At 73.7% G+C, this 17,952-nt stretch carries 19 protein-coding genes; 8 read left to right on the plus strand and 11 right to left on the minus strand.

Features of this window, described 5'->3' with window-relative positions; translation table 11 throughout:
• Window positions 1–74: 74 nt before the first annotated feature.
• From PZB77_RS10035 to sigE, 3 genes are all read right to left on the minus strand, one after another.
• Window positions 75–1,655, minus strand: a complete 1,581-nt coding sequence (locus tag PZB77_RS10035) for a trypsin-like peptidase domain-containing protein (protein ID WP_275492227.1) — start codon at window positions 1,653–1,655, stop codon at window positions 75–77.
• 184 nt (window positions 1,656–1,839) lie between these two features.
• Complete coding sequence (locus PZB77_RS10040; RefSeq protein ID WP_275492228.1) at window positions 1,840–2,844, minus strand: zf-HC2 domain-containing protein; 1,005 nt, start codon at window positions 2,842–2,844, stop codon at window positions 1,840–1,842.
• On the minus strand, window positions 2,841–3,602 hold the full coding sequence (sigE, locus tag PZB77_RS10045; protein ID WP_275492229.1) for an RNA polymerase sigma factor SigE: 762 nt from the start codon (window positions 3,600–3,602) through the stop codon (window positions 2,841–2,843). The genes PZB77_RS10040 and sigE overlap by 4 nt, the downstream gene beginning before the upstream one ends.
• 178 nt (window positions 3,603–3,780) lie before the next feature.
• On the opposite strand from sigE, the gene PZB77_RS10050 reads away from it, so the two are divergent.
• Complete coding sequence (locus PZB77_RS10050; RefSeq protein ID WP_275492230.1) at window positions 3,781–4,446, plus strand: O-methyltransferase; 666 nt, start codon at window positions 3,781–3,783, stop codon at window positions 4,444–4,446.
• Between the two features lie 194 nt (window positions 4,447–4,640).
• Here the strand turns inward: PZB77_RS10050 and PZB77_RS10055 are convergent, their stop codons facing one another.
• The gene (locus PZB77_RS10055) at window positions 4,641–4,808 is read right to left on the minus strand and encodes a DUF3117 domain-containing protein (protein ID WP_003966491.1); all 168 of its coding nucleotides are present in this window, start codon (window positions 4,806–4,808) and stop codon (window positions 4,641–4,643) included.
• 356 nt (window positions 4,809–5,164) lie between these two features.
• Between PZB77_RS10055 and PZB77_RS10060 the strand changes: the two genes are divergently transcribed.
• Window positions 5,165–5,977, plus strand: coding sequence for an enoyl-CoA hydratase-related protein (locus PZB77_RS10060; protein WP_275492231.1), 813 nt, complete (start codon window positions 5,165–5,167; stop codon window positions 5,975–5,977).
• Between the two features lie 35 nt (window positions 5,978–6,012).
• Here the strand turns inward: PZB77_RS10060 and PZB77_RS10065 are convergent, their stop codons facing one another.
• Together PZB77_RS10065 and PZB77_RS10070 are read right to left on the minus strand one after the other, a co-directional pair.
• Complete coding sequence (locus tag PZB77_RS10065; protein WP_275492232.1) at window positions 6,013–6,600, minus strand: DNA-3-methyladenine glycosylase I; 588 nt, start codon at window positions 6,598–6,600, stop codon at window positions 6,013–6,015.
• Window positions 6,597–6,998: a DivIVA domain-containing protein gene (locus PZB77_RS10070; RefSeq protein ID WP_275495988.1), complete on the minus strand. Its 402-nt coding sequence runs from the start codon at window positions 6,996–6,998 to the stop codon at window positions 6,597–6,599. Before PZB77_RS10070 ends, PZB77_RS10065 begins: the two co-directional genes overlap by 4 nt.
• Before the next feature lie 123 nt (window positions 6,999–7,121).
• Here PZB77_RS10070 and folP point away from each other — a divergent pair, with 123 nt between their 5' ends.
• Window positions 7,122–7,994 carry a dihydropteroate synthase gene (gene folP / locus PZB77_RS10075; protein ID WP_275492233.1) on the plus strand — a complete coding sequence of 291 codons (873 nt, stop codon included), beginning with the start codon at window positions 7,122–7,124 and terminating at the stop codon, window positions 7,992–7,994.
• 96 nt (window positions 7,995–8,090) lie between these two features.
• Here folP and PZB77_RS10080 read toward each other — a convergent pair whose 3' ends face one another.
• Window positions 8,091–8,852: a TIGR00730 family Rossman fold protein gene (locus PZB77_RS10080; protein WP_275492234.1), complete on the minus strand. Its 762-nt coding sequence runs from the start codon at window positions 8,850–8,852 to the stop codon at window positions 8,091–8,093.
• A gap of 153 nt (window positions 8,853–9,005) precedes the next feature.
• Window positions 9,006–10,085, minus strand: coding sequence for a succinyl-diaminopimelate desuccinylase (dapE, locus tag PZB77_RS10085; protein WP_275492235.1), 1,080 nt, complete (start codon window positions 10,083–10,085; stop codon window positions 9,006–9,008).
• A 175-nt stretch (window positions 10,086–10,260) separates the two neighbouring features.
• Between dapE and PZB77_RS10090 the strand changes: the two genes are divergently transcribed.
• Both PZB77_RS10090 and PZB77_RS10095 read left to right on the plus strand, forming a co-directional pair.
• Window positions 10,261–11,256: a hypothetical protein gene (locus PZB77_RS10090; protein ID WP_275492236.1), complete on the plus strand. Its 996-nt coding sequence runs from the start codon at window positions 10,261–10,263 to the stop codon at window positions 11,254–11,256.
• A gap of 335 nt (window positions 11,257–11,591) precedes the next feature.
• Window positions 11,592–12,002 carry an ATP-binding protein gene (locus tag PZB77_RS10095; RefSeq protein WP_275492237.1) on the plus strand — a complete coding sequence of 137 codons (411 nt, stop codon included), beginning with the start codon at window positions 11,592–11,594 and terminating at the stop codon, window positions 12,000–12,002.
• 118 nt (window positions 12,003–12,120) lie between these two features.
• Here the strand turns inward: PZB77_RS10095 and dapC are convergent, their stop codons facing one another.
• Complete coding sequence (gene dapC, locus PZB77_RS10100) at window positions 12,121–13,218, minus strand: succinyldiaminopimelate transaminase (protein WP_275492238.1); 1,098 nt, start codon at window positions 13,216–13,218, stop codon at window positions 12,121–12,123.
• 120 nt (window positions 13,219–13,338) lie between these two features.
• Window positions 13,339–13,659, minus strand: a complete 321-nt coding sequence (gene fdxA / locus PZB77_RS10105; RefSeq protein ID WP_065490770.1) for a ferredoxin — start codon at window positions 13,657–13,659, stop codon at window positions 13,339–13,341.
• Between the two features lie 117 nt (window positions 13,660–13,776).
• Between fdxA and PZB77_RS10110 the strand changes: the two genes are divergently transcribed.
• Together PZB77_RS10110 and PZB77_RS10115 are read left to right on the plus strand one after the other, a co-directional pair.
• Window positions 13,777–14,778, plus strand: a complete 1,002-nt coding sequence (locus PZB77_RS10110) for a GNAT family N-acetyltransferase (protein WP_275492239.1) — start codon at window positions 13,777–13,779, stop codon at window positions 14,776–14,778.
• A gap of 29 nt (window positions 14,779–14,807) precedes the next feature.
• The gene (locus PZB77_RS10115) at window positions 14,808–15,689 is read left to right on the plus strand and encodes a transglutaminase-like domain-containing protein (protein ID WP_275492240.1); all 882 of its coding nucleotides are present in this window, start codon (window positions 14,808–14,810) and stop codon (window positions 15,687–15,689) included.
• 63 nt (window positions 15,690–15,752) lie between these two features.
• On the opposite strand, the gene PZB77_RS10120 is transcribed toward PZB77_RS10115, so the two are convergent.
• Window positions 15,753–16,139, minus strand: a complete 387-nt coding sequence (locus tag PZB77_RS10120; protein WP_275492241.1) for a hypothetical protein — start codon at window positions 16,137–16,139, stop codon at window positions 15,753–15,755.
• A 367-nt stretch (window positions 16,140–16,506) separates the two neighbouring features.
• Between PZB77_RS10120 and PZB77_RS10125 the strand changes: the two genes are divergently transcribed.
• Window positions 16,507–17,919 carry a Tat pathway signal protein gene (locus PZB77_RS10125; protein ID WP_275492242.1) on the plus strand — a complete coding sequence of 471 codons (1,413 nt, stop codon included), beginning with the start codon at window positions 16,507–16,509 and terminating at the stop codon, window positions 17,917–17,919.
• Window positions 17,920–17,952: the final 33 nt, after the last annotated feature.

The raw sequence follows: 17,952 nt of genomic DNA on the forward strand, positions 1-17,952 counted from the left end.
CGGCACGGCCGGAAAAGTCCGGCCGTGCAAACCGTACCTGTCCCAGCTGTACGGACGGTAGCTCCGGGGGACCTTCAGGTGCCGGTGGCGGACCCCAGGACCAGAGTCATGGACAGCTCTTTACCCCCGCGCGTCAGACGCAGGGAGAGCCGGTCGCCGGGCCGGTGGGCGCGGATCTTCACGATCAGCTCCTCGCCGCTGTGGACCCGTACGCCGTCCACCGCGGTGATGACGTCGCCCGGCCGGACGCCGGCCTCGTCGCCGGGGCCGCCCTCGGTGACGGCGGGGGTGCCGCCCTCGCCCTCGGTGTTCACCTTCGCGCCGTCGCCGAGGTACTCCATGTCCAGGGTGACGCCGATCACCGGGTGGGTGGCCGTGCCGGTGTTGATGAGCTCCTCGGCGACGCGCTTGCCCTGGTTGATCGGTATGGCGAAGCCGAGGCCGATCGACCCTGCCTGGGCGCCCTCCGCGGCCGAGCCGCCGTCGGCCGCGCGGATGGCGCTGTTGATGCCGATCACCTGCGCGTGCGCGTCGAGGAGGGGGCCGCCGGAGTTGCCGGGGTTGATCGGCGCGTCGGTCTGGAGGGCGTCGACGTAGCTGACGTCGGTGGAACCGCCCTCCTCACCGCCGGCGGTGATCGGACGCTGCTTGGCGCTGATGATCCCGGAGGTGACGGTGTTCGACAGGTCGTACGGGGCGCCGATGGCCACCACCGGGTCGCCCACCTCGACGTTGTCGGAGTTGCCGAGGGCCAGCGGATGCAGGCCCGAGACGCCGCCGACCTTCACCACGGCGAGGTCGTAGCCGCTGTCCTTGCCGATCACCTCGGCGCGCGCGCTCTCGCCGCCGCTGAAGGTCACCGTGATGTCGCCCGAGGAACCGGCGGGCGCGACGACGTGGTTGTTGGTGAGGATGTGGCCCTGCTCGTCGAGGACGAAGCCGGTGCCGGTGCCGGCTTCCGCCGTGCCGCTGACGTGCAGGGTGACGACGCCCGGCAGGGCGCTCGCGGCGATTCCGGCGACGCTGTCCGGTGCCCGGCCGGTCGCGGTGGCGTCGGCCTGCGGGAGGTGCACGGTGGTGAGGCCGCCGTTGCGCTCGACGTAGGCGCCGACCCCGCCGCCGATGACCCCGGCGACCAGGGCGAGGAGTACGGCCCCGACGAGGAGCGAACCGCGCCGGCCGCCCGTACGGGGCGGCGCCGGGGTGACGCCCGCGTGCTGGGGGGCGGTCCGGATCAGCGGCTGCTGCGGGGAGCCCCAGGGGTCGTACTGGCCCCAGGGCGTGCCCTGGCGGGGCAGCTGCGGCGGTACGGGGGCCGGGGCGGGTCCGGCGGTGCTCCGGTCGCCGTGGACCGGGCAGGGCTCGCTTGCGTACGCCGGCGGTACGGGGACACCGTGCGCGGGGGTGGCCGCCGGGTGCTGCACCGGCGGGGCGGGCGCCCAGGGTCCGGGGCCGCCGTGGGGCGGGGTGCTGTACTCGTCCGGCTCGTGCGGCGGACGCGTGGTGGCGGGCGCGGGAGGGACCGGTGCGGACGGCCCGGGTTCCGGTGCGGGGGTCCGGACGGCCGGCTGCACCGGCGCGTCACCGGCCGGGTGCCCCGTCGCGGAACGGCTCCACCACTTCGGCTTCGGTCCGGTGGGCTTTCCCTCGTCCATACTCTCCCCGCACCTGGCTCCGCACGCCCCCGCCGGAGCGTCCCGACCGGAATTCAACCAGGTTTTGGGCGGCGCGGACGGAGAGGGCGGGGAGTCGGTGCGGGGACGGTCGCTGACGGGCCGTGAGGGCGAACCGCGGAAGCGGGCCGTCTTCCCCTGCCGGGGGTGCCTCCGGCGCGGAGCGTCAGCGCACCGTCTGGGGCGGCGGGGCCAGCGCCGAGAGCGGGGTGGGGGTGGCGGAGGGGGACGGGACGCCGGGAGCGGCGGACGCGGTGACGAGCGGTTTCGCCGCTGCGGCGGGGAAGAGCGGGGCGAGCAGCGGGGACGCCGTGCTCGGGCACATCAGCGAGGCGAGGGAGATCTTCCCCGCCGGTCGCGTGTACGCCTGCCCGGTCCTCGCGAGGACCTCGGTCCCGCCGCCGGTCCGGTAGGGCGGGTTCGCCGCGGTGAGCCCGACGGGGGCGGAGGACGCCGTGAAGGTGGCCGAGACGCCGGAGCGGTCCTCCACCGAGAGCGCGCCGCCCGCGGGACCCCTGCGGGAGGCCTCCGCGATGCCGTTCGCCGCCCGCTCGTCGGCATCGAGCGGGGTCGTCGCCGATCCGGCGCCCTCGGTGCGCAGGGGGCCGTCGAAGGCGTCGTCCACCGGGATGGCACCGCCGAGCGCGATCGCCGCCAGGGAGACGGCGCTCGCGGCGGCGAAGGCGAACCGCCGACCGCGCCACGGGGAGCGGTCCGCCTCGCGGGCCACCTCGTGTATGCGGAAAGCCGGCCCCGCACCGGGCAGCAGCGTCGCTGAGCCGTGTGCGGCGGGAAGGTATCCGAACCCCTCCAGCGGCGAGGGGATCCGCTCCGCCCGGCTGTCTCCCTGCGGTCGGCCCGCGGGGAGGCGGAAGTCGTCGACCGGCCGTCCGTCGGGGCCGAAGGGGCCACGCCGGGCTCCGTCGTCGGTTCCGCCGCCGGGGAGACCCTGGAGACGGGCGAGGAACCCCTCGGTGGGGGAGGGGGAAGCGGTCTGCGCGAACACGGACTTGACCCGTCGCTGGGCATCCGCCTCGGCCTTGCACCGGGCGCAGGTGGCGAGGTGGGCCAGGACGCGTTCGCGGGCGTCGTGTTTGAGCTCGCCGTCGACCAACGCGGCGAGCCGGTCCCCCAGATGCTGTTCGGCAGGGGTGGGGCCAGTGGGTGTCACGTCGTTCCGCCCTCCCCCGCGAGGACGGCGCCCGCCAGGGAGCGCTGTTCGGCGCGGGCTTCGGGAGACCGGTGCTTGAGCGCCTTGCGCAGGTGCGAACGGCCTCGGTGGATACGGCTGCGTACGGTGCCCAGCTTCACGCCGAGCGTCGCGGCGATCTCCTCGTAGCTCAACCCCTCGATGTCACAGAGCACGACGGCGGCCCGGAACTCGGGCGCGAGGGTGTCCAGCGCCTGCTGCACGTCCGCGTCGAAGTGGGTGTCGTTGAACACCTGCTGCGGCGAGGGCTCACGGCTGGGCAGCCGCTCGGCGGCGTCGTCCCCCAGGGAGTCGAAACGGATCCGCTGCTTGCGGCGGACCATGTCGAGGAAGAGATTGGTGGTGATGCGGTGCAGCCAGCCCTCGAAGGTGCCGGGAGTATAGGTCGACAGCGACCGGAAGACGCGGACGAACACCTCTTGGGTGAGGTCCTCCGCGTCGTGCTGGTTGCCCGTCAGTCGGTACGCGAGTCGGTACACGCGGCCGCTGTGGGTGCTGACGATCTCTTCCCAGGAGGGCGGGGTCCACGCCGGGGATTCCGTATCGGTGGCGAAGGTCGCGGTCGTCGCGGAATCGTTGGAAGAACGGTCAGCTGTGTCGGTCACGGATTTCGGCTCACCCCCCGACCTGAGAAAGCGCCGCAGCACTCCTCCCCGATCCTCAGGCGCAGCCGCACCTCCCCTGTCGGCTCTGGTGGTGTCCAGTGGAGCCCCTACCATAGCCACCTCGCCCGTTAGCTCCGTATAAGCCTTTTTCGGAGGGGCCGGGCCATGCCCGGGGCCTGTCTCGTGCGGTCCGGTGACCCGGTCCTCGGGCACTCGTCAGGCGCTTTCCCCTCTCCCTCCCCAACGTCCGGTCCCATCTGCGGGTTCCCCTGCGCAGCGGATACAGTCACGGTTGCGCCAACTAAGGGGACAGGAGAGGGTCATTACCGCCAACCGGCAGACGAGCTGGGCGTTCGCCGACGCCTTTGTCCCCGAGGACGAGGCTCTGTACCTGGCCCGCGAGCGGGCCAGGGAGTTCGGGCTCCGCTCGGTCTCCCCCGGCACGGGTGCCGCGTTGCGGCTGCTCGCCGCCGCGGCGGACGCCAAGGCGGTGGCGGAGATCGGCACCGGCACCGGCGTGTCCGGCATCTACCTGCTGAACGGGATGCGGCCGGACGGGGTGCTGACCACGGTCGACCCGGAGCCGGAGCGCCAGCAGTTCGCGCGGGGGGCGTTCCGCTCCGCGGGCTTCGCCACCAACCGGGCCCGGTTCATCCCCGGGCGCGCGCTGGACGTGCTGCCGCGCCTCGCGGACGGCGGGTACGACCTCGTCTTCTGCGACGGCGACCGGCTGGAGAGTCTGGAGTACCTGGCCGAATCGTTGCGTCTGCTCCGTCCGGGCGGTGTCGTCTGCTTCGAGGGAGTCTTCGCCGACGGCCGTACGGTCGACGCCGCGGCCCAGCCCGCCGAGGTGCAGCGCATCCGGGAGCTGCTGCGGGCGGTGCGGGAGAGCCAGGAGCTGATGTCGACGCTGCTGCCGGTCGGTGACGGGCTGCTCTGCGCGGTCCGCCGCGGCTGACCCCTGCGGGACCGAGGGGCGGCCGTGGCGGTTCCCCGGGCCCGTACCTTCTCCCCGAGCGGGCCCCGTACCGCGCTCCTCGGAGCCGTACGGGCCGTACCGCCCGTACGGGCCATGCCGTGGGCACCGCACACGCTTCTGCCCCGGCACGGGATCCGTGCCGGGGCAGAAGTGAAGTGTGGGCGCGCGTCAGGTCAGCCGACAACCTTCTTGAGCGCGTCGCCGAGCGCGTCTGCCTCGTCCGGAGTCAGCTCGACAACGAGCCGACCGCCGCCTTCGAGCGGAACGCGCATGACGATGCCCCGCCCCTCCTTTGTCACCTCGAGCGGGCCGTCGCCCGTCCGCGGCTTCATGGCCGCCATGCTCGTTCCCCTTCCTGAAACCAGCTCAATCGCAACCGGCGGCCCCATGACAGGCGCTGCCTCACCGGCATCGAACACATTGCTTCCAGGTCATTATCCCGCATGCGACACCCCGATGACCAACATCGATCGGCATCGCTTGCGCAACGCCCACCACCAAAACCACCCAATTCGGCGATCCGGCTGCGATACTTCGCCCCCTCGCGGCCCCAGGTGAGAGCCAATCGTTAGACGCAGGTCACATGTCGGCCCGGCGGGGCGTCGGCCATGCTTGCCTGACGGCGCACCGGCACGCACCCACCGCCGCCGACGCGCCGCGGCGGGCAACGACACCAGAACAGCGAGGGGACACCACCATGGCCGACGATTCCGCGAGCACCGTGCTCTACGAGGTGAGCGACGGGCTCGCGACGATCACGCTCAACCGGCCCGACGCGATGAACGCCATGAACACCGAGGCCAAGGTCGCCCTGCGCGACGCGCTCCGCGAGGCCGCCGGCGATGCCGCCGTCCGAGCCGTACTGCTCACCGCCACCGGGCGCGCCTTCTGCGTCGGCCAGGACCTCAAGGAGCACGTCGCCTCGCTCGCGTCCGTCCAGGAGACGGGCGACGGCAACGCGCTGAGCACGGTGAGCGAGCACTACAACCCGATCGTGCTGGCCATCACGGAGATGGAGAAGCCGGTCGTGGCGGGGGTGAACGGCGTGGCCGCCGGGGCGGGGTTCGGCTTCGCGCTCGCCGCCGACTACCGGGTGGTCGCCGACACCGCCTCGTTCAACACGTCCTTCGCGGGAGTCGCGCTGACCGCGGACTCCGGCATGTCCTGGACCCTGCCCCGGCTGATCGGCCCGAGCCGCGCGGCGGACCTGCTGCTCTTCCCGCGCTCGATCAGCGCGGCGCACGCCCACGAGCTGGGCCTGGTCAACCGGGTCGTCCCGGCGGCGGACCTCGCGGCGGAGGCGGCGTCGGTGGCGCGCGCGCTGGCCGACGGCCCGACCGTCGCCTACGCGGCGCTGAAGGCGTCCCTGGCGTACGGCGCGGGGCACACCCTGGCCGAGACGCTGGAGAAGGAGGACGAGCTCCAGACGAGGGCGGGTGCCTCGCAGGACCACACCATCGCGGTGAAGGCGTTCCTGGCGAAGGAGCGGCCCCGGTATCTCGGGAAGTGATCCCGCCCCCGCCCCCGTGAGCGACGGGGGCGGGGTCAGACGGCGGCGCCCCGCGCCACGCACCGCGCGAGGTGGTCGTCGACCAGACCGCACGCCTGCATCAGGGCGTGCGCGGTCGTCGGGCCGACGAAACGGACGGACCTCTTCTTCAGCGCCTTGGCGAGCGCGGTGGACTCCGGTGTGACGGCCGCCACGTCCCCGAGCACCTGCGGGGCGGGCCGGGTGGCCGGGTCGGGGGCGTACGACCAGATCAGTTCGTCCAGTTCACCGGGGGCCCAGCCGGCGAGCACGCGGGCGTTGGCGAGGGTGGCGTCGATCTTTGCGCGGTTGCGGATGATGCCGGCGTCGGCGAGAAGGCGTTCCTGGTCGGCATCGGTGAAGCGCGCCACCTCGGCGATCCGGAATCCGGCGAAGGCCGCGCGGAAGCCCTCGCGGCGGCGCAGGATCGTCAGCCAGGAGAGGCCGGACTGGAACGCTTCCAGAGTCAGGCGTTCGAAGAGGGCGTCGTCGCCGTGGACCGGCCGGCCCCACTCGGTGTCGTGGTAGGCGAGGTAGTCCTCGGTGGCGAGGCCCCAGGGGCAGCGCAGCGCGCCGTCCGGGCCGGGCTCGGCTCCCGCCGTCATCGCGGGTCCCCGTCGTCGTGGCCGTGGCCGTGGTGGTGGCCGGTGTCAGGGCCGTCGTGGCGGTCGTCGGGGCCCGCGTCCCGGCCGGCGGGCCGTTCGCGCGGGTCGGGGGTGGACGCGCCGGGCGCGTGGGCTCCGGCGAGTGCCGACTCGAGGTCGGCGATCCGGGCGTCGCGCTCGGCCAGTTCGGCCGCGACCCGGTCGAGCGCCTCGTCCACGTCGGCCATGCGGTAGCCGCGCAGGGCCATCGGCAGGCGGAGCCGCTCCAGGTCGGCGGTGGCCAGCGGCCGGGTCACCGGCAGCGGGTCGGTGAGGTACTCGGGCGCGGCGTCCTGGAGCACCGCGCGGTCGCCCCCACCGACCACGGCAAGGGTGACCGCCGCGACGACCACGACCATCGCGAGCAGCAGGAAGAAGAACACGTGCGCCTCCCCAGCGGGCGGAAATCAGTCCGGGTCCCGATCGTGTCATGCGAGACCGGCGGTTAGGGTCGCAGGCGACCTATGAGGAGGAAACACGGGATGCGAAGCGGTCCACTCAGGCTGGGGCGGCGTGAATTCGGTCCGCACGAGCCGGTGATCATGGCAATCGTGAACCGGACGCCCGACTCCTTCTACGACCAGGGGGCCACGTTCCGGGACGAGCCGGCGCTCGCCCGGGTCGAACAGGCGGTCGCGGAGGGTGCGGCCATCATCGACGTGGGCGGCGTCAAGGCGGGACCGGGCGAGGAGGTGTCCGCCGAGGAGGAGGCGCGGCGGACGGTCGGCTTCGTCGCGGAGGTGCGCCGGCGTCACCCGGACGTGGTGATCAGCGTGGACACCTGGCGGCACGACGTGGGCGCGGCGGTGTGCGAGGCGGGCGCCGACGTGCTGAACGACGCGTGGGGCGGGGTCGACCCGAAGCTGGCGGAGGTCGCCGCACGGTACGGCGCGGGTCTGGTCTGCACCCACGCGGGGGGCGCCGAACCGCGCACCCGCCCGCACCGGGTGGCCTACGAGGACGTGATGGCGGACATCCTGCGGGTCACCCTCGGGCTCGCCGAGCGGGCGGTGGAGCTGGGGGTGCGCCGGGACGGGATCATGATCGATCCGGGTCACGACTTCGGGAAGAACACCCGGCACTCGCTGGAGGCCACCCGGCGCCTCGACGAGATGACGGCGACCGGCTGGCCGGTGCTCGTCTCGCTCTCCAACAAGGACTTCGTCGGCGAGACCCTGGACCGGCCGGTGAAGGAGCGGGTGATCGGCACCCTGGCGACGACGGCGGTGTCGGCGTGGCTGGGTGCCCAGGTGTACCGGGTCCACGAGGTGGCGGAGACCCGGCAGGTGCTGGACATGGTGGCATCGATCGCGGGCCACCGGCCCCCGGCGGTGGCCCGGCGCGGACTGGCGTAGCTCCTGCGGCGGTGAAGACCTCCGGGGCCCGGCTGCCCGGGGGAGCCGACGGTGCTCCCCGGGCGGCCGGGCCGACCGAGGGGCATCGATCCGCTGCTACCTGCCGACTTCCTTCGTCACCAGGGCGACCGCCTCGTCCACGTCGTCGGTCACGTGGAAGAGCAGCAGGTCCTTCTCGGACGCCTTGCCCTGGGCGACCACGGTGGTGCGGAGCCAGTCGACGAGTCCGCTCCAGTACGCGGAGCCGAAGAGGACGATCGGGAAACGGGTGACCTTGCCCGTCTGGACGAGGGTCAGCGCCTCGAAGAGCTCGTCCAGGGTGCCGAGACCGCCGGGGAGCACGACGAACCCCTGGGCGTACTTCACGAACATCGTCTTCCGCACGAAGAAGTAGCGGAAGTTGACGCCGATGTCGACGTGCGGGTTCAGTCCGGACTCGAAGGGCAGCTCGATCCCGAGTCCGACCGAGATCCCCTTCGCCTCCCGGGCGCCCTTGTTGGCGGCCTCCATCGCCCCGGGGCCGCCGCCGGTGATGACGGCGAAGCCCGCGTCGACGAGCGCCCGGCCGATCCGCACCCCGGCGTCGTACTCCGGGGTGTCCGCTGCGGTGCGGGCCGAGCCGAACACGCTGATCGCGCTGGGCAGCTCGGCGAGCGCCCCGAATCCCTCGACGAACTCGGACTGGATGCGCATGACCCGCCAGGGGTCGGTGTGCACCCACTCCGAGTCGTCCTCGGAGTCCAGCAGGCGCTGGTCGGTCGTGCCGGGCTGTACCTGTTCCCTGCGGCGCAGCACCGGGCCGAGCCGCTGCTCCTCGGGTTTGACCGCGCCTTCGGGAATCTCCGTGTCCTCCGGCATACCCGTGCTCCCGGGGTCCCCTGTGCTCGCCGGGTTCCCGGGAATCCGCGCGTCCTGCGGGTTGCCCATGACCTGCTCCCTCCACCGACCTGCGTTGTGGCTGTTCACGTCAGCGTAGATCCACCGAGGTTACGGGCGGGGTAATGCCGTGGGTCAGCTGGTGAGCCAGGAGCGGAGGCGCTCCTCGCAGTGGGTGATCCGTGCCGTCGCCACGTGTTCGTCGCGCTTGTGGGCGTAGAGCGCGTCGCCGGGACCGTAATTGACGGCGGGGACACCGAGATCGCCGAAGCGGGAGACGTCGGTCCAGCCGAACTTGGGCTGGGCGGTGCCGCCGACGGCCGCCATGAACGCCTTCGCCGCGGGGTGCGAGAGGCCGGGCATGGCGGCGCCGGAGTGGTCGTCCACCGTGAACTCGGCGATCGCGCAGCCGGCGAATACCTCGCGGACGTGCGCGAGCGCCTCCTCGGCGGTGCGGTCGGGGGCGTACCGGTAGTTGACGGTCACCGTGCACGCGTCCGGGATCACGTTGGTGGCGACGCCGCCCTCGATGCGGACGGCGTTGAGGCCCTCGTGGTATTCGAGGCCGTCGACGACCGGGCGGCGCGGTTCGTACGCGGCGAGCGCGGCGAGGATCGGGCCGGCCGCGTGGATGGCGTTGGACCCCATCCAGCTGCGGGCCGAGTGGGCGCGTTCGCCCTCGGTCCGCAGGATCACCCGGAGCGTGCCCTGACAGCCGCCCTCGACCTGGGCGTCGGAGGGTTCCAGCAGGACGGCGAAGTCGCCCTCCAGCCAGTCGGGGTGGGCCTCGGCGACGTGGCCGAGGCCGTTGAGGTGGGCGGCGACCTCCTCGTTGTCGTAGAAGACGAAGGTGAGGTCGCGGTTGGGCTCGGGCACGGTCGCGGCGATCCGCAGCTGGACGGCGACCCCGGACTTCATGTCGGAGGTGCCGCAGCCCCAGAGGATGCCGTCCTCGTCGAGCCGGGAGGGGACGTTGCCGGCGATCGGCACGGTGTCGATGTGACCGGCCAGGACGACGCGCTCGGGCCTGCCGAGGTGCGTCCGGGCGACCACGTTGTTGCCGTGCCGGTCGACGGTCAGGTGCGGCAGGGTGCGCAGCGCCGCCTCGATGGCGTCCGCCAGCTCCTTCTCCTCCCCGCTCACCGACGGGAAGTCGACGAGCCGGGCGGTCAGTTCGGGTGCGTCCAGAGCGAGGTCAAGCGTGCGTTCGGCCATGGCCCCGACCCTATTACCCGGGCGCCCGGCCCCGGCCCGCGGGAAGCCCGGCAAGAAGGCCCCGGCGAAGACCGTCGGGAAGCCCTCGGCGGAGACCGGCAGGAAGGCCCGGGCGAGGGAATGCGGGGGGCGCACGGCCCTCGGCCCCCTCCGTACTCTCCAGTACGGTGGGCGCGTGCCCAGGACGACACCCTCCTCCCCCAGCCGTGTCCACGGCCGCCGCCGCCTTTACCAGGTCCTGGCAGCGTTCGTCGTACTCGCGGCTCTGGCCGGATACCTCGCCGTGCAGTACCTCTCCGGCAGCAGGGACCTGCTCTCCGGCTGCGAGGTGCGTTCCCCGGGCGGTACGGAGGGCGGCGGCGCGGAGGGCGGCGAGGAGCGCACCTACGAGCTGGGGGTCGACCAGGCCGCCAACGCCGCGACGATCGCCGCGGTGGGGGCCGCGCACGGGATGCCGGAGCGCGCGGTGGCCATCGCGCTGGCGACCGCCATCCAGGAGTCGCGGCTGCGCAACATCGACTACGGCGACCGGGACTCCCTGGGCCTCTTCCAGCAGCGCCCCTCCCAGGGCTGGGGCACCTCCCGGCAGATCAAGGACCCGGTGTACGCCGCCGGGAAGTTCTACGAGCACCTCGCGAAGATCAGCGGTTACGAGGAGCTGCCCCTGACCGAGGCCGCGCAGCGTGTGCAGCGCAGCGGCTTCCCGGAGGCGTACGCCCAGCACGAGCCGGACGCGATCCTGCTGGCGTCCGCCCTGACCGGGCGGATCCCCGCCGCGCTGAACTGCGCGGCGCCGGTCACCGCGACCGCCGCCGCGCCGGGCGACCCGGACCGGCTCCGCGCGGAGCTGGTGCGGGACTTCGGCAAGGGGGTCCTGCCGGCGGACGGGGCGGCGGGGACGGCCGGGGCGGCCGGCCCGGCGGCGACCCGCACGGTCGTGGTGCCGGCGCACACGGCGACGACGGACGACGGCGCCGCCGCCGACGCGACGACGGACGCGCGGCGGGGCTGGGAGCTGGCCCACTGGGCGGTCGCCCGCGCCGGAGGGCTCTCCGTCGACCGGGTCGACTGGGCGGGGCAGGTGTGGACCGCGGGCACGGGATGGCGTACGGAACAGACCGAAGGGGCCGAAACGGACACCGGCGAAGTCCGGATGCGCCTCGCACAGTAGCGCGGCCGATCACCCGCAGGGGCCATCCCTCGACCCGGTCGCCGACGCCCTGGACCGCGGGGCGCGGGGTGCGGCCGAGTGGCGCCTCCGCCCTGTCGCACCAGGGAAGTGACGGTACTGCGGAGGGACCGGGAATCCGTGGCCGGGCCAAGCGTCCGGGGTGCGGATAATCCGACGCATTGCCGACTCTTTACCTCGGCCCACCGCAACCTCCCCCGCCCCCGGCGCAGTTGATCAGTCCGTCCGGAACGCCGGACCGAGCACTGCCAGGGGTGCCAGTGGCGCCCGTACCGGCAGTGAAGGCAGCACCGACGCATTCCCGCCGAAGGAGCATCATGTCCCTCCCCCTGACCCGCCGTATCGCCCGCGCCGCCCTGCTGATCGCCGCCGCCGCTCCGGTGCTCGGCGCGGCCGGCGCCGCGAGCGCCGCGGGGCTCCCGCAGACACCGGCCCTGGGCGGCCTGACCCACCTCGACAGCGCGAACCTCAGCAGCACGCTCGACAGCACCGCCCAGCAGGGCGCGAAGACGCTGAACGAGACCGGCGGCAAGCTGGTCGGCACCGCCGTCCCGGTCGCCGCGAAGACGGTGAACCAGGCGGGCGAGCTGGTCGCTCCCGAGGCGAAGGAGAAGGCCGGCAAGACCACCGGCGAGGCGGCCGGGGTGCTGGGCGGCGCCGCGAACGGGGCGACCGGCGGCTCGCTGCCCGTCGAGCGTCTCGCCGGTGCCCTGCCGCTCGGCGGCTGAACCCGCCCGGCGGGAGATCAGCCACGCCGGGGCCCCGGGTCGCGTCCTGTCGGACACGGCCCGGGGCCCCTGGGCGTGGCCCGGGGCGCGGCAGCGCCCGCGGGGGAAGGCGCGGCCCTCAGGCGAGCCGCTTCACGGCGGCGATGACCCGCTCGTCGGTCGCCGTGAACGCGACCCGCACGAAGCGGTCGCCGGCCGGGCCGTAGAACTCGCCCGGGGCCACCAGGATGCCGAGGCCGGCCAGGTACGCCACCGTGTCCCAGCAGGGCTCGTCGCGGGTCACCCAGAGGTAGAGGCTCGCCTCGCTGTGCTCCACGCGGAAGCCGTGGCCCTCCAGGGCCGCACGCAGGGCCGCGCGCCGGTCGGCGTACCGGACGCGCTGTTCCGAGACGTGGGCGTCGTCGGCGAGGGCGGCGACGGTGGCCGCCTGCACCGGGGCGGCGGTCATCATGCCGCCGTGCTTGCGGATCTGGAGCAGGTCACCGAGGACCGCCGGGTCGCCGGCGACGAACGCCGCCCGGTACCCGGCCAGATTGGACCGCTTGGAGAGCGAGTGGACGGCGACGAGGCCGTCGAAGGAACCGCCGCTGACGTCCGGGTGGAGCACCGAGACCGGCTCGGCCTCCCAGCCGAGTTCGAGGTAGCACTCGTCGCTGACGACCAGGATGTCGTGGGCGCGGGCCCAGGCGACGATCCGGGTGAGCTCCTCGGCGGACAGGACCCTGCCGGTCGGGTTGGACGGGGAGTTCAGCCAGAGCAGCTTGAGCCCGGCCGGGTCGAGCGCGGTCGGGTCGTCGTAGGAGACCGCCTCCGCGCCGCAGAGCCGGGCGCCGACCTCGTACGTCGGGTAGGCGAGCGCCGGGAAGGCGACCTTGTCCCCCGGGCCGAGTCCCAGCTGGGTCGGCAGCCAGGCCACCAGCTCCTTGGAGCCGACGACCGGCAGGACGTGGTGGTGGGTGACGCCGCGTGCGCCGAGGCGCCGGGTCACCCAGCCGGTGAGCGCGTCCCGCAGCTCCTCGGTCCCCCAGACGGTCGGGTAGCCGGGGCTGTCGGCGGCCGCCGTGAGGGCCCGCTGGATCACCTCGGGCACCGGGTCGACCGGGGTGCCGATGGACAGGTCCACGATGCCGTCCGGGTGGGCGGCCGCGGTCGCCTTGTGGGGGGCGAGACGGTCCCAGGGGAATTCCGGGAGGCGGGCGGAGAGTGCTGCGGACACGGGACTCTGCTTTCTCGTGCGGGCGGAAAACACTTCGGTCCCGCACGCGGACGAGCCGTACGGGACCGAGCGGCACAGGTGCTGCCGCGACCTACGGGTGCGGAGGCGGCAGCACGGCTGTTACTGGTTCTGGGGCGGCAGTGCGGCCACGAACGCGTGGTCACGCTCGATGAGCCCCAGCTTGGAAGCGCCACCGGGCGAGCCGAGGTCGTCGAAGAACTCGACGTTCGCCTTGTAGTAGTCCTTCCACTCCTCGGGGGTGTCGTCCTCGTAGAAGATGGCTTCGACCGGACACACCGGCTCGCAGGCTCCGCAGTCGACGCACTCGTCGGGGTGGATGTACAAGGACCGCTGGCCCTCGTAGATGCAGTCGACGGGGCACTCTTCGATGCAGGCCTTGTCCTTTACGTCGACACAAGGCTGCGCGATGACGTAAGTCACGCTGTCGTTCCTCCTCGGTAGGGCGTTGGCTCTCGCGCGGGAGCGCGGCGTCGATGATGCCCTCACCTAGTATCTCCGTAGTTGAGCGCGAACCGAACAGGAGGGGCGGTAGGAGCCGTGGAATTCACCGTCGGCGGACGGCTCGAGGTTTGTATTACCCAGGCTGATGTGGGAAAACGCGTCTCCGTACGACGTCGTTTCGAGGAGGGTGGTCCGGGCGCCGCGTTCACCGACACCATCGGCGTTCTCACATCCTGGGACGCGGGCGTGCTCCGTATCACACCGAGGAGTGGGCAGGGTGTCCACATCGCGGAATCCAGCCTCGTCGCCGGCAAGGTCGTCCCGCCCGCTCCCGCCCGCCGTGCCGGTCCGGCCGCCTCCTTCGCGGAGCTGACCTGGGCGACGGCGCGCGCCTGGCAGCCGGTGGAGAGCGAGGCGCTGGGCGACTGGCGGCTGCGCGCCGCCGGCGGCTTCACCCGCCGCGCCAACTCGGTCCTGCCGCTGGGCGATCCGGGGATGCCCGTCGCCGACGCGCTGGCGCACGCCACGCGGTGGTACGCGGAACGTGGCCTGCCCGCCTACGTCCAGGTGGGCACCGGCGCCGCCGGCGCCCAGGAGGCGCTCTGCGCCGGACTGGAGGAGCACGGCTGGCGGCGCGAGGTCTCCGCCGAGGTGCGGATCGCCCCGCTCGCCCCGCTCGGCGACCAGGATCCGGACGTCTCCCGGGTGGTGCTCGACCGGACCGCCGACGCGCGGTGGCTGGAGCGCTACCACCGCGCCGGAGCGGACTCCGCCGCCGTGCTCCGGGTGCTGTCCCAGGGCCCGTCGGTCTGGTTCGCGACCGTGCCGGGCGACGACCCGGCCGGTGCGCCCGCCGCGATCGGCCGGTGCGTCGTGGACGGCCGCTGGGCCGGCTTCGGGGCGGTGGAGGTGCATCCGGAGTACCGGCGCCGGGGCCTCGCCACCACGGTGATGGCCGCGCTCGCCCGCACCGCGCTGGAGGAGGGCGCCTCGGCCGCCTGGCTCCAGGTGGAGGAGGACAACACCGGGGCACTCGCCCTGTACGACCGGCTGGGCTTCGCGGCCCACCACCGGTACCACCACTTCCGTTCCGCGTAGCGGCACGGGCGTTCGGAGCGGCGGAACAGGTGTCGGACACAGACCCCGAGGGCGTGGGCCCCGACGAGGACTTCTCCACGGCGGGCCGGCGGGCCCGGTTCGCCGAGGAGGCGCGCTCCGAGCGGCCGGACCTCGCGCTGCTCTGCCTCCTGGTGGGGGCGGAGGCGATGCCCGCTCCCCCGCCGGGCTGCACCGACCCGTACGGCCTCGACGCGGCGCAGATCGAGCTGGACCGGCTGGCCGGCCTCCTCCCGCACGGTCTGACCACCCCGCTCGACTGGGCGACGGCGCTGGCCGGGGTGCTCGGCGGCCGGTACGGCTTCTGCGGCGCCTCCCCCGACTACCAGCGGCTGGAATCCTCGCTCCTCCAGCAGGTGCTGCGACGCCGCCGGGGGCTGCCGATCCTGCTCTCGGTGGTCTGGATGGAGGTGGCGCGGCGGGCGGGCGCCCCGGTCCACGGGGTCGCGCTGCCGGGCCACTTCGTGGTCGGCTTCGGTGATCCGTCGGAGCACGTGCTCGCCGATCCGTTCGCCGGCGGCGCGGTGCTGACGGGTGAGGACGCCGAGTTGATGGTGGCGGGGGCGACCGGTGTGCCCCTGCGGGAGTCGCTGCCGGCGCCCGCCCGGCCGCAGGCCATCGTGCTGCGCATCCTCAACAACGTACGGGCCTGGGCCGCCACCCGCCCCGAGCGCACCGACGTGGCGCTGTGGGCGGTCGAGCTCTCGCTCCTGCTCCCCTCCCATCCGGCCCGGCTGCGGTACGAGCGGGCCCAGCTCCTCGTACAGCGCGGGGACTTCCTGCGCGGGGCGTCGGAGATGGAGGAGTACGCGGACGTCATCGGCGGCATCGAGCCGGCGGCGGCGGAGACCATACGCCGGGGAGCGCGGGCGGCCCGGGCCCGGCTGAACTGACCTCCTTCGGGCGGGTGGACCCCCCTGCGGTCCGCGGGGCGCTCCCTGTCGCGGTGCGGCCCCTCACCCCTCCGCCGTCTCCCCCGCGCCCTGCCGCATCTCCTGGTAGAGGTCGCCGAAGGCGGCCGTGAGGGAGGCGACCGTGCGCCAGTACGCGTACGCGGCGGCGTCCGGGGTGGTCGCGTCGGGGCGCACCGCGACGTCGAGGTGGCGGTAGGCGGCGCGGAAGAGCAGCCGGACCGCGCCCCGGTCCGGTTCGTCGTGGCCGTACTCGTCCGCGCTCATCAGTCTCCGCAGATGGGCGACGAGTTCGTCGGTGCCGGCGTTGACGACGCAGCGCGGCGGCAGACCGGCCCGGTCCGCCCGCGCGTGGTCGATGGCCAGGGCAATCGCGTCGACGTCGATGCCCGGGTCCCTCGGTCGGACGTCCGGTGCGGTGCTGCTGTTCATCGGTCCTCCTGGCGTCCGGCGTGTTCCCGGCCGCCGACCACCGGTGGGCGGGGCGAGCCGGGGGACTCGCTCCGGGACGAGCTTGCGGTACGAGCTGCGGTACGGGAATCGAACCGCATGCGGCCCTCGCGCGGGGTGACCGACGCCCCGTCAGGGTGATCAAAGTGGTCAAAGATCGACAGGTCTCGCACAGGACCGGTCCGGGACCACCCCTACACGGGTGACGTGCGGAGGTTCGCCGAACGGGAGCCCGGTCCAGGCCTACGTTGAGCCCGTTCGAGCGCCTCCGGGAGTCCTCGCCGTCTCCGGGCGGTGCTCCGCGCACGCAGCAACGTCAGGCGTCGGGCTTCTGGCATCAGGGGATGCGATGGCACGTACACGGAACGAGCAGTTGGCCGGTCTGCTGGCCGAGGCCGGCTGGTCGCGCGCCCAGGCGGCGAGCGCCTTCAACCGGGCGGCGGCGGAGGGCCGGAGAGCCGACGACCCGTGCGGACCGCTGATCGGGCGTTCGCACGTGAGCATGTGGGTGGGCGGCACCCGGCCGTCCGGTTCCGCCCCCGCCGTCCTCGCGCGGGCGCTGTCCCGGCGGCTGAGACGGGTGGTCACCGTCGCCGAGCTGGGCTTCGGCGGCCCCGGACCGGCGCAGCCGGGTCCGTCCGCCGAGGGCCCGTCCCCCGATGCCCTGTCCGTCCTCGCGGACCTCGGGCGGGCCGATCTGCACCCGGACCGCCGCAACCTCCTCGCGGGGATCGTCTACTCCACGGCGTTCCTGGCCGTCCCCACCGGCGAGCGGCCGCCGCCATCGGCGCCCGGGGCATTCCCGCCGCCCGCCGAACGGCTCTCCAACGGTCTGCGGGTGGCTCAGGGCGATGTCGCGACCGTCCGCGAACTCACCCTCGCCTTCTCGGCGGTGGACCAGCGGCGCGGCGGCGGTCACGGCCGCACGGCCCTGGTGCAGTACCTCCACACGGACGTGCGCGACCTGCTGCACGGGCGGTACGCGCACGAGCGGGTGCGCCGCGAGATGGAGTCGGCGGCGGCCGAACTCGCCTACCTCTCGGGGTGGATGGCCTTCGACAGCGGCGAGAACCCCCTCGCGCAGCGCTACTTCGTGCTCGGACTCCAGCTCGCGGAGCAGGCGGAGGACCATCCGCTGTGCGGGCACATCCTGCGCGCGATGGCCCACCAGGCCCTGGACATGGGCCACTTCGACAACGCGATCGCCCTCGCCGAGGCGTCCGTTCAGGACCGCCGCTACACCGCGGCGACCCCGCGCGAACGGGCCCTGCTCGGTGTGGTGCACGCCCGGGCGCTGGCGGCGGCGGGCCGCACCCGGGGCGCGGTGAAGGCGCTGCTGCGCGCGGAGAACGACCTGACCGGCGCCGACGGGGGGGTGGCCGAGCCGCACCGGACCTTCTTCTTCGGCGAGGCGTCCCTCGCCCACGAGACCGCGCGCACCCTGGAGGTGCTCGGTGACCGCAAGGGCGCGATCCGCGAGTTCGGCCGTTCGGTACGCACCCGGGGCGCGGCCTTCCGCCGTACCCACGCGGTGACCCTGGGGCACCTGGGAGCGGCGCAGATGGCGGACGGCCGGGTCGAGGAGGCCTGCGTTACGTGGGGCGGGCTGCTGGACTCCATGGAGGAGGGGATCCAGTCGGGACGGGCCGAGCAGGCGGTCGTCCAGGTGCGGCGTCTGCTGTCGCCGCTGCGGCACCGCAGGATCGCCCCGGTCACGGCGGTGGCCGAACGCGCCAACCGACATCTGGCGCGGCTACATTGACGGCGACGTGGCTCCGGAGGCCGCGGCGGACGA

It is taken from the genome of Streptomyces sp. AM 2-1-1, assembly GCF_029167645.1.
Lineage (GTDB): Bacteria > Actinomycetota > Actinomycetes > Streptomycetales > Streptomycetaceae > Streptomyces.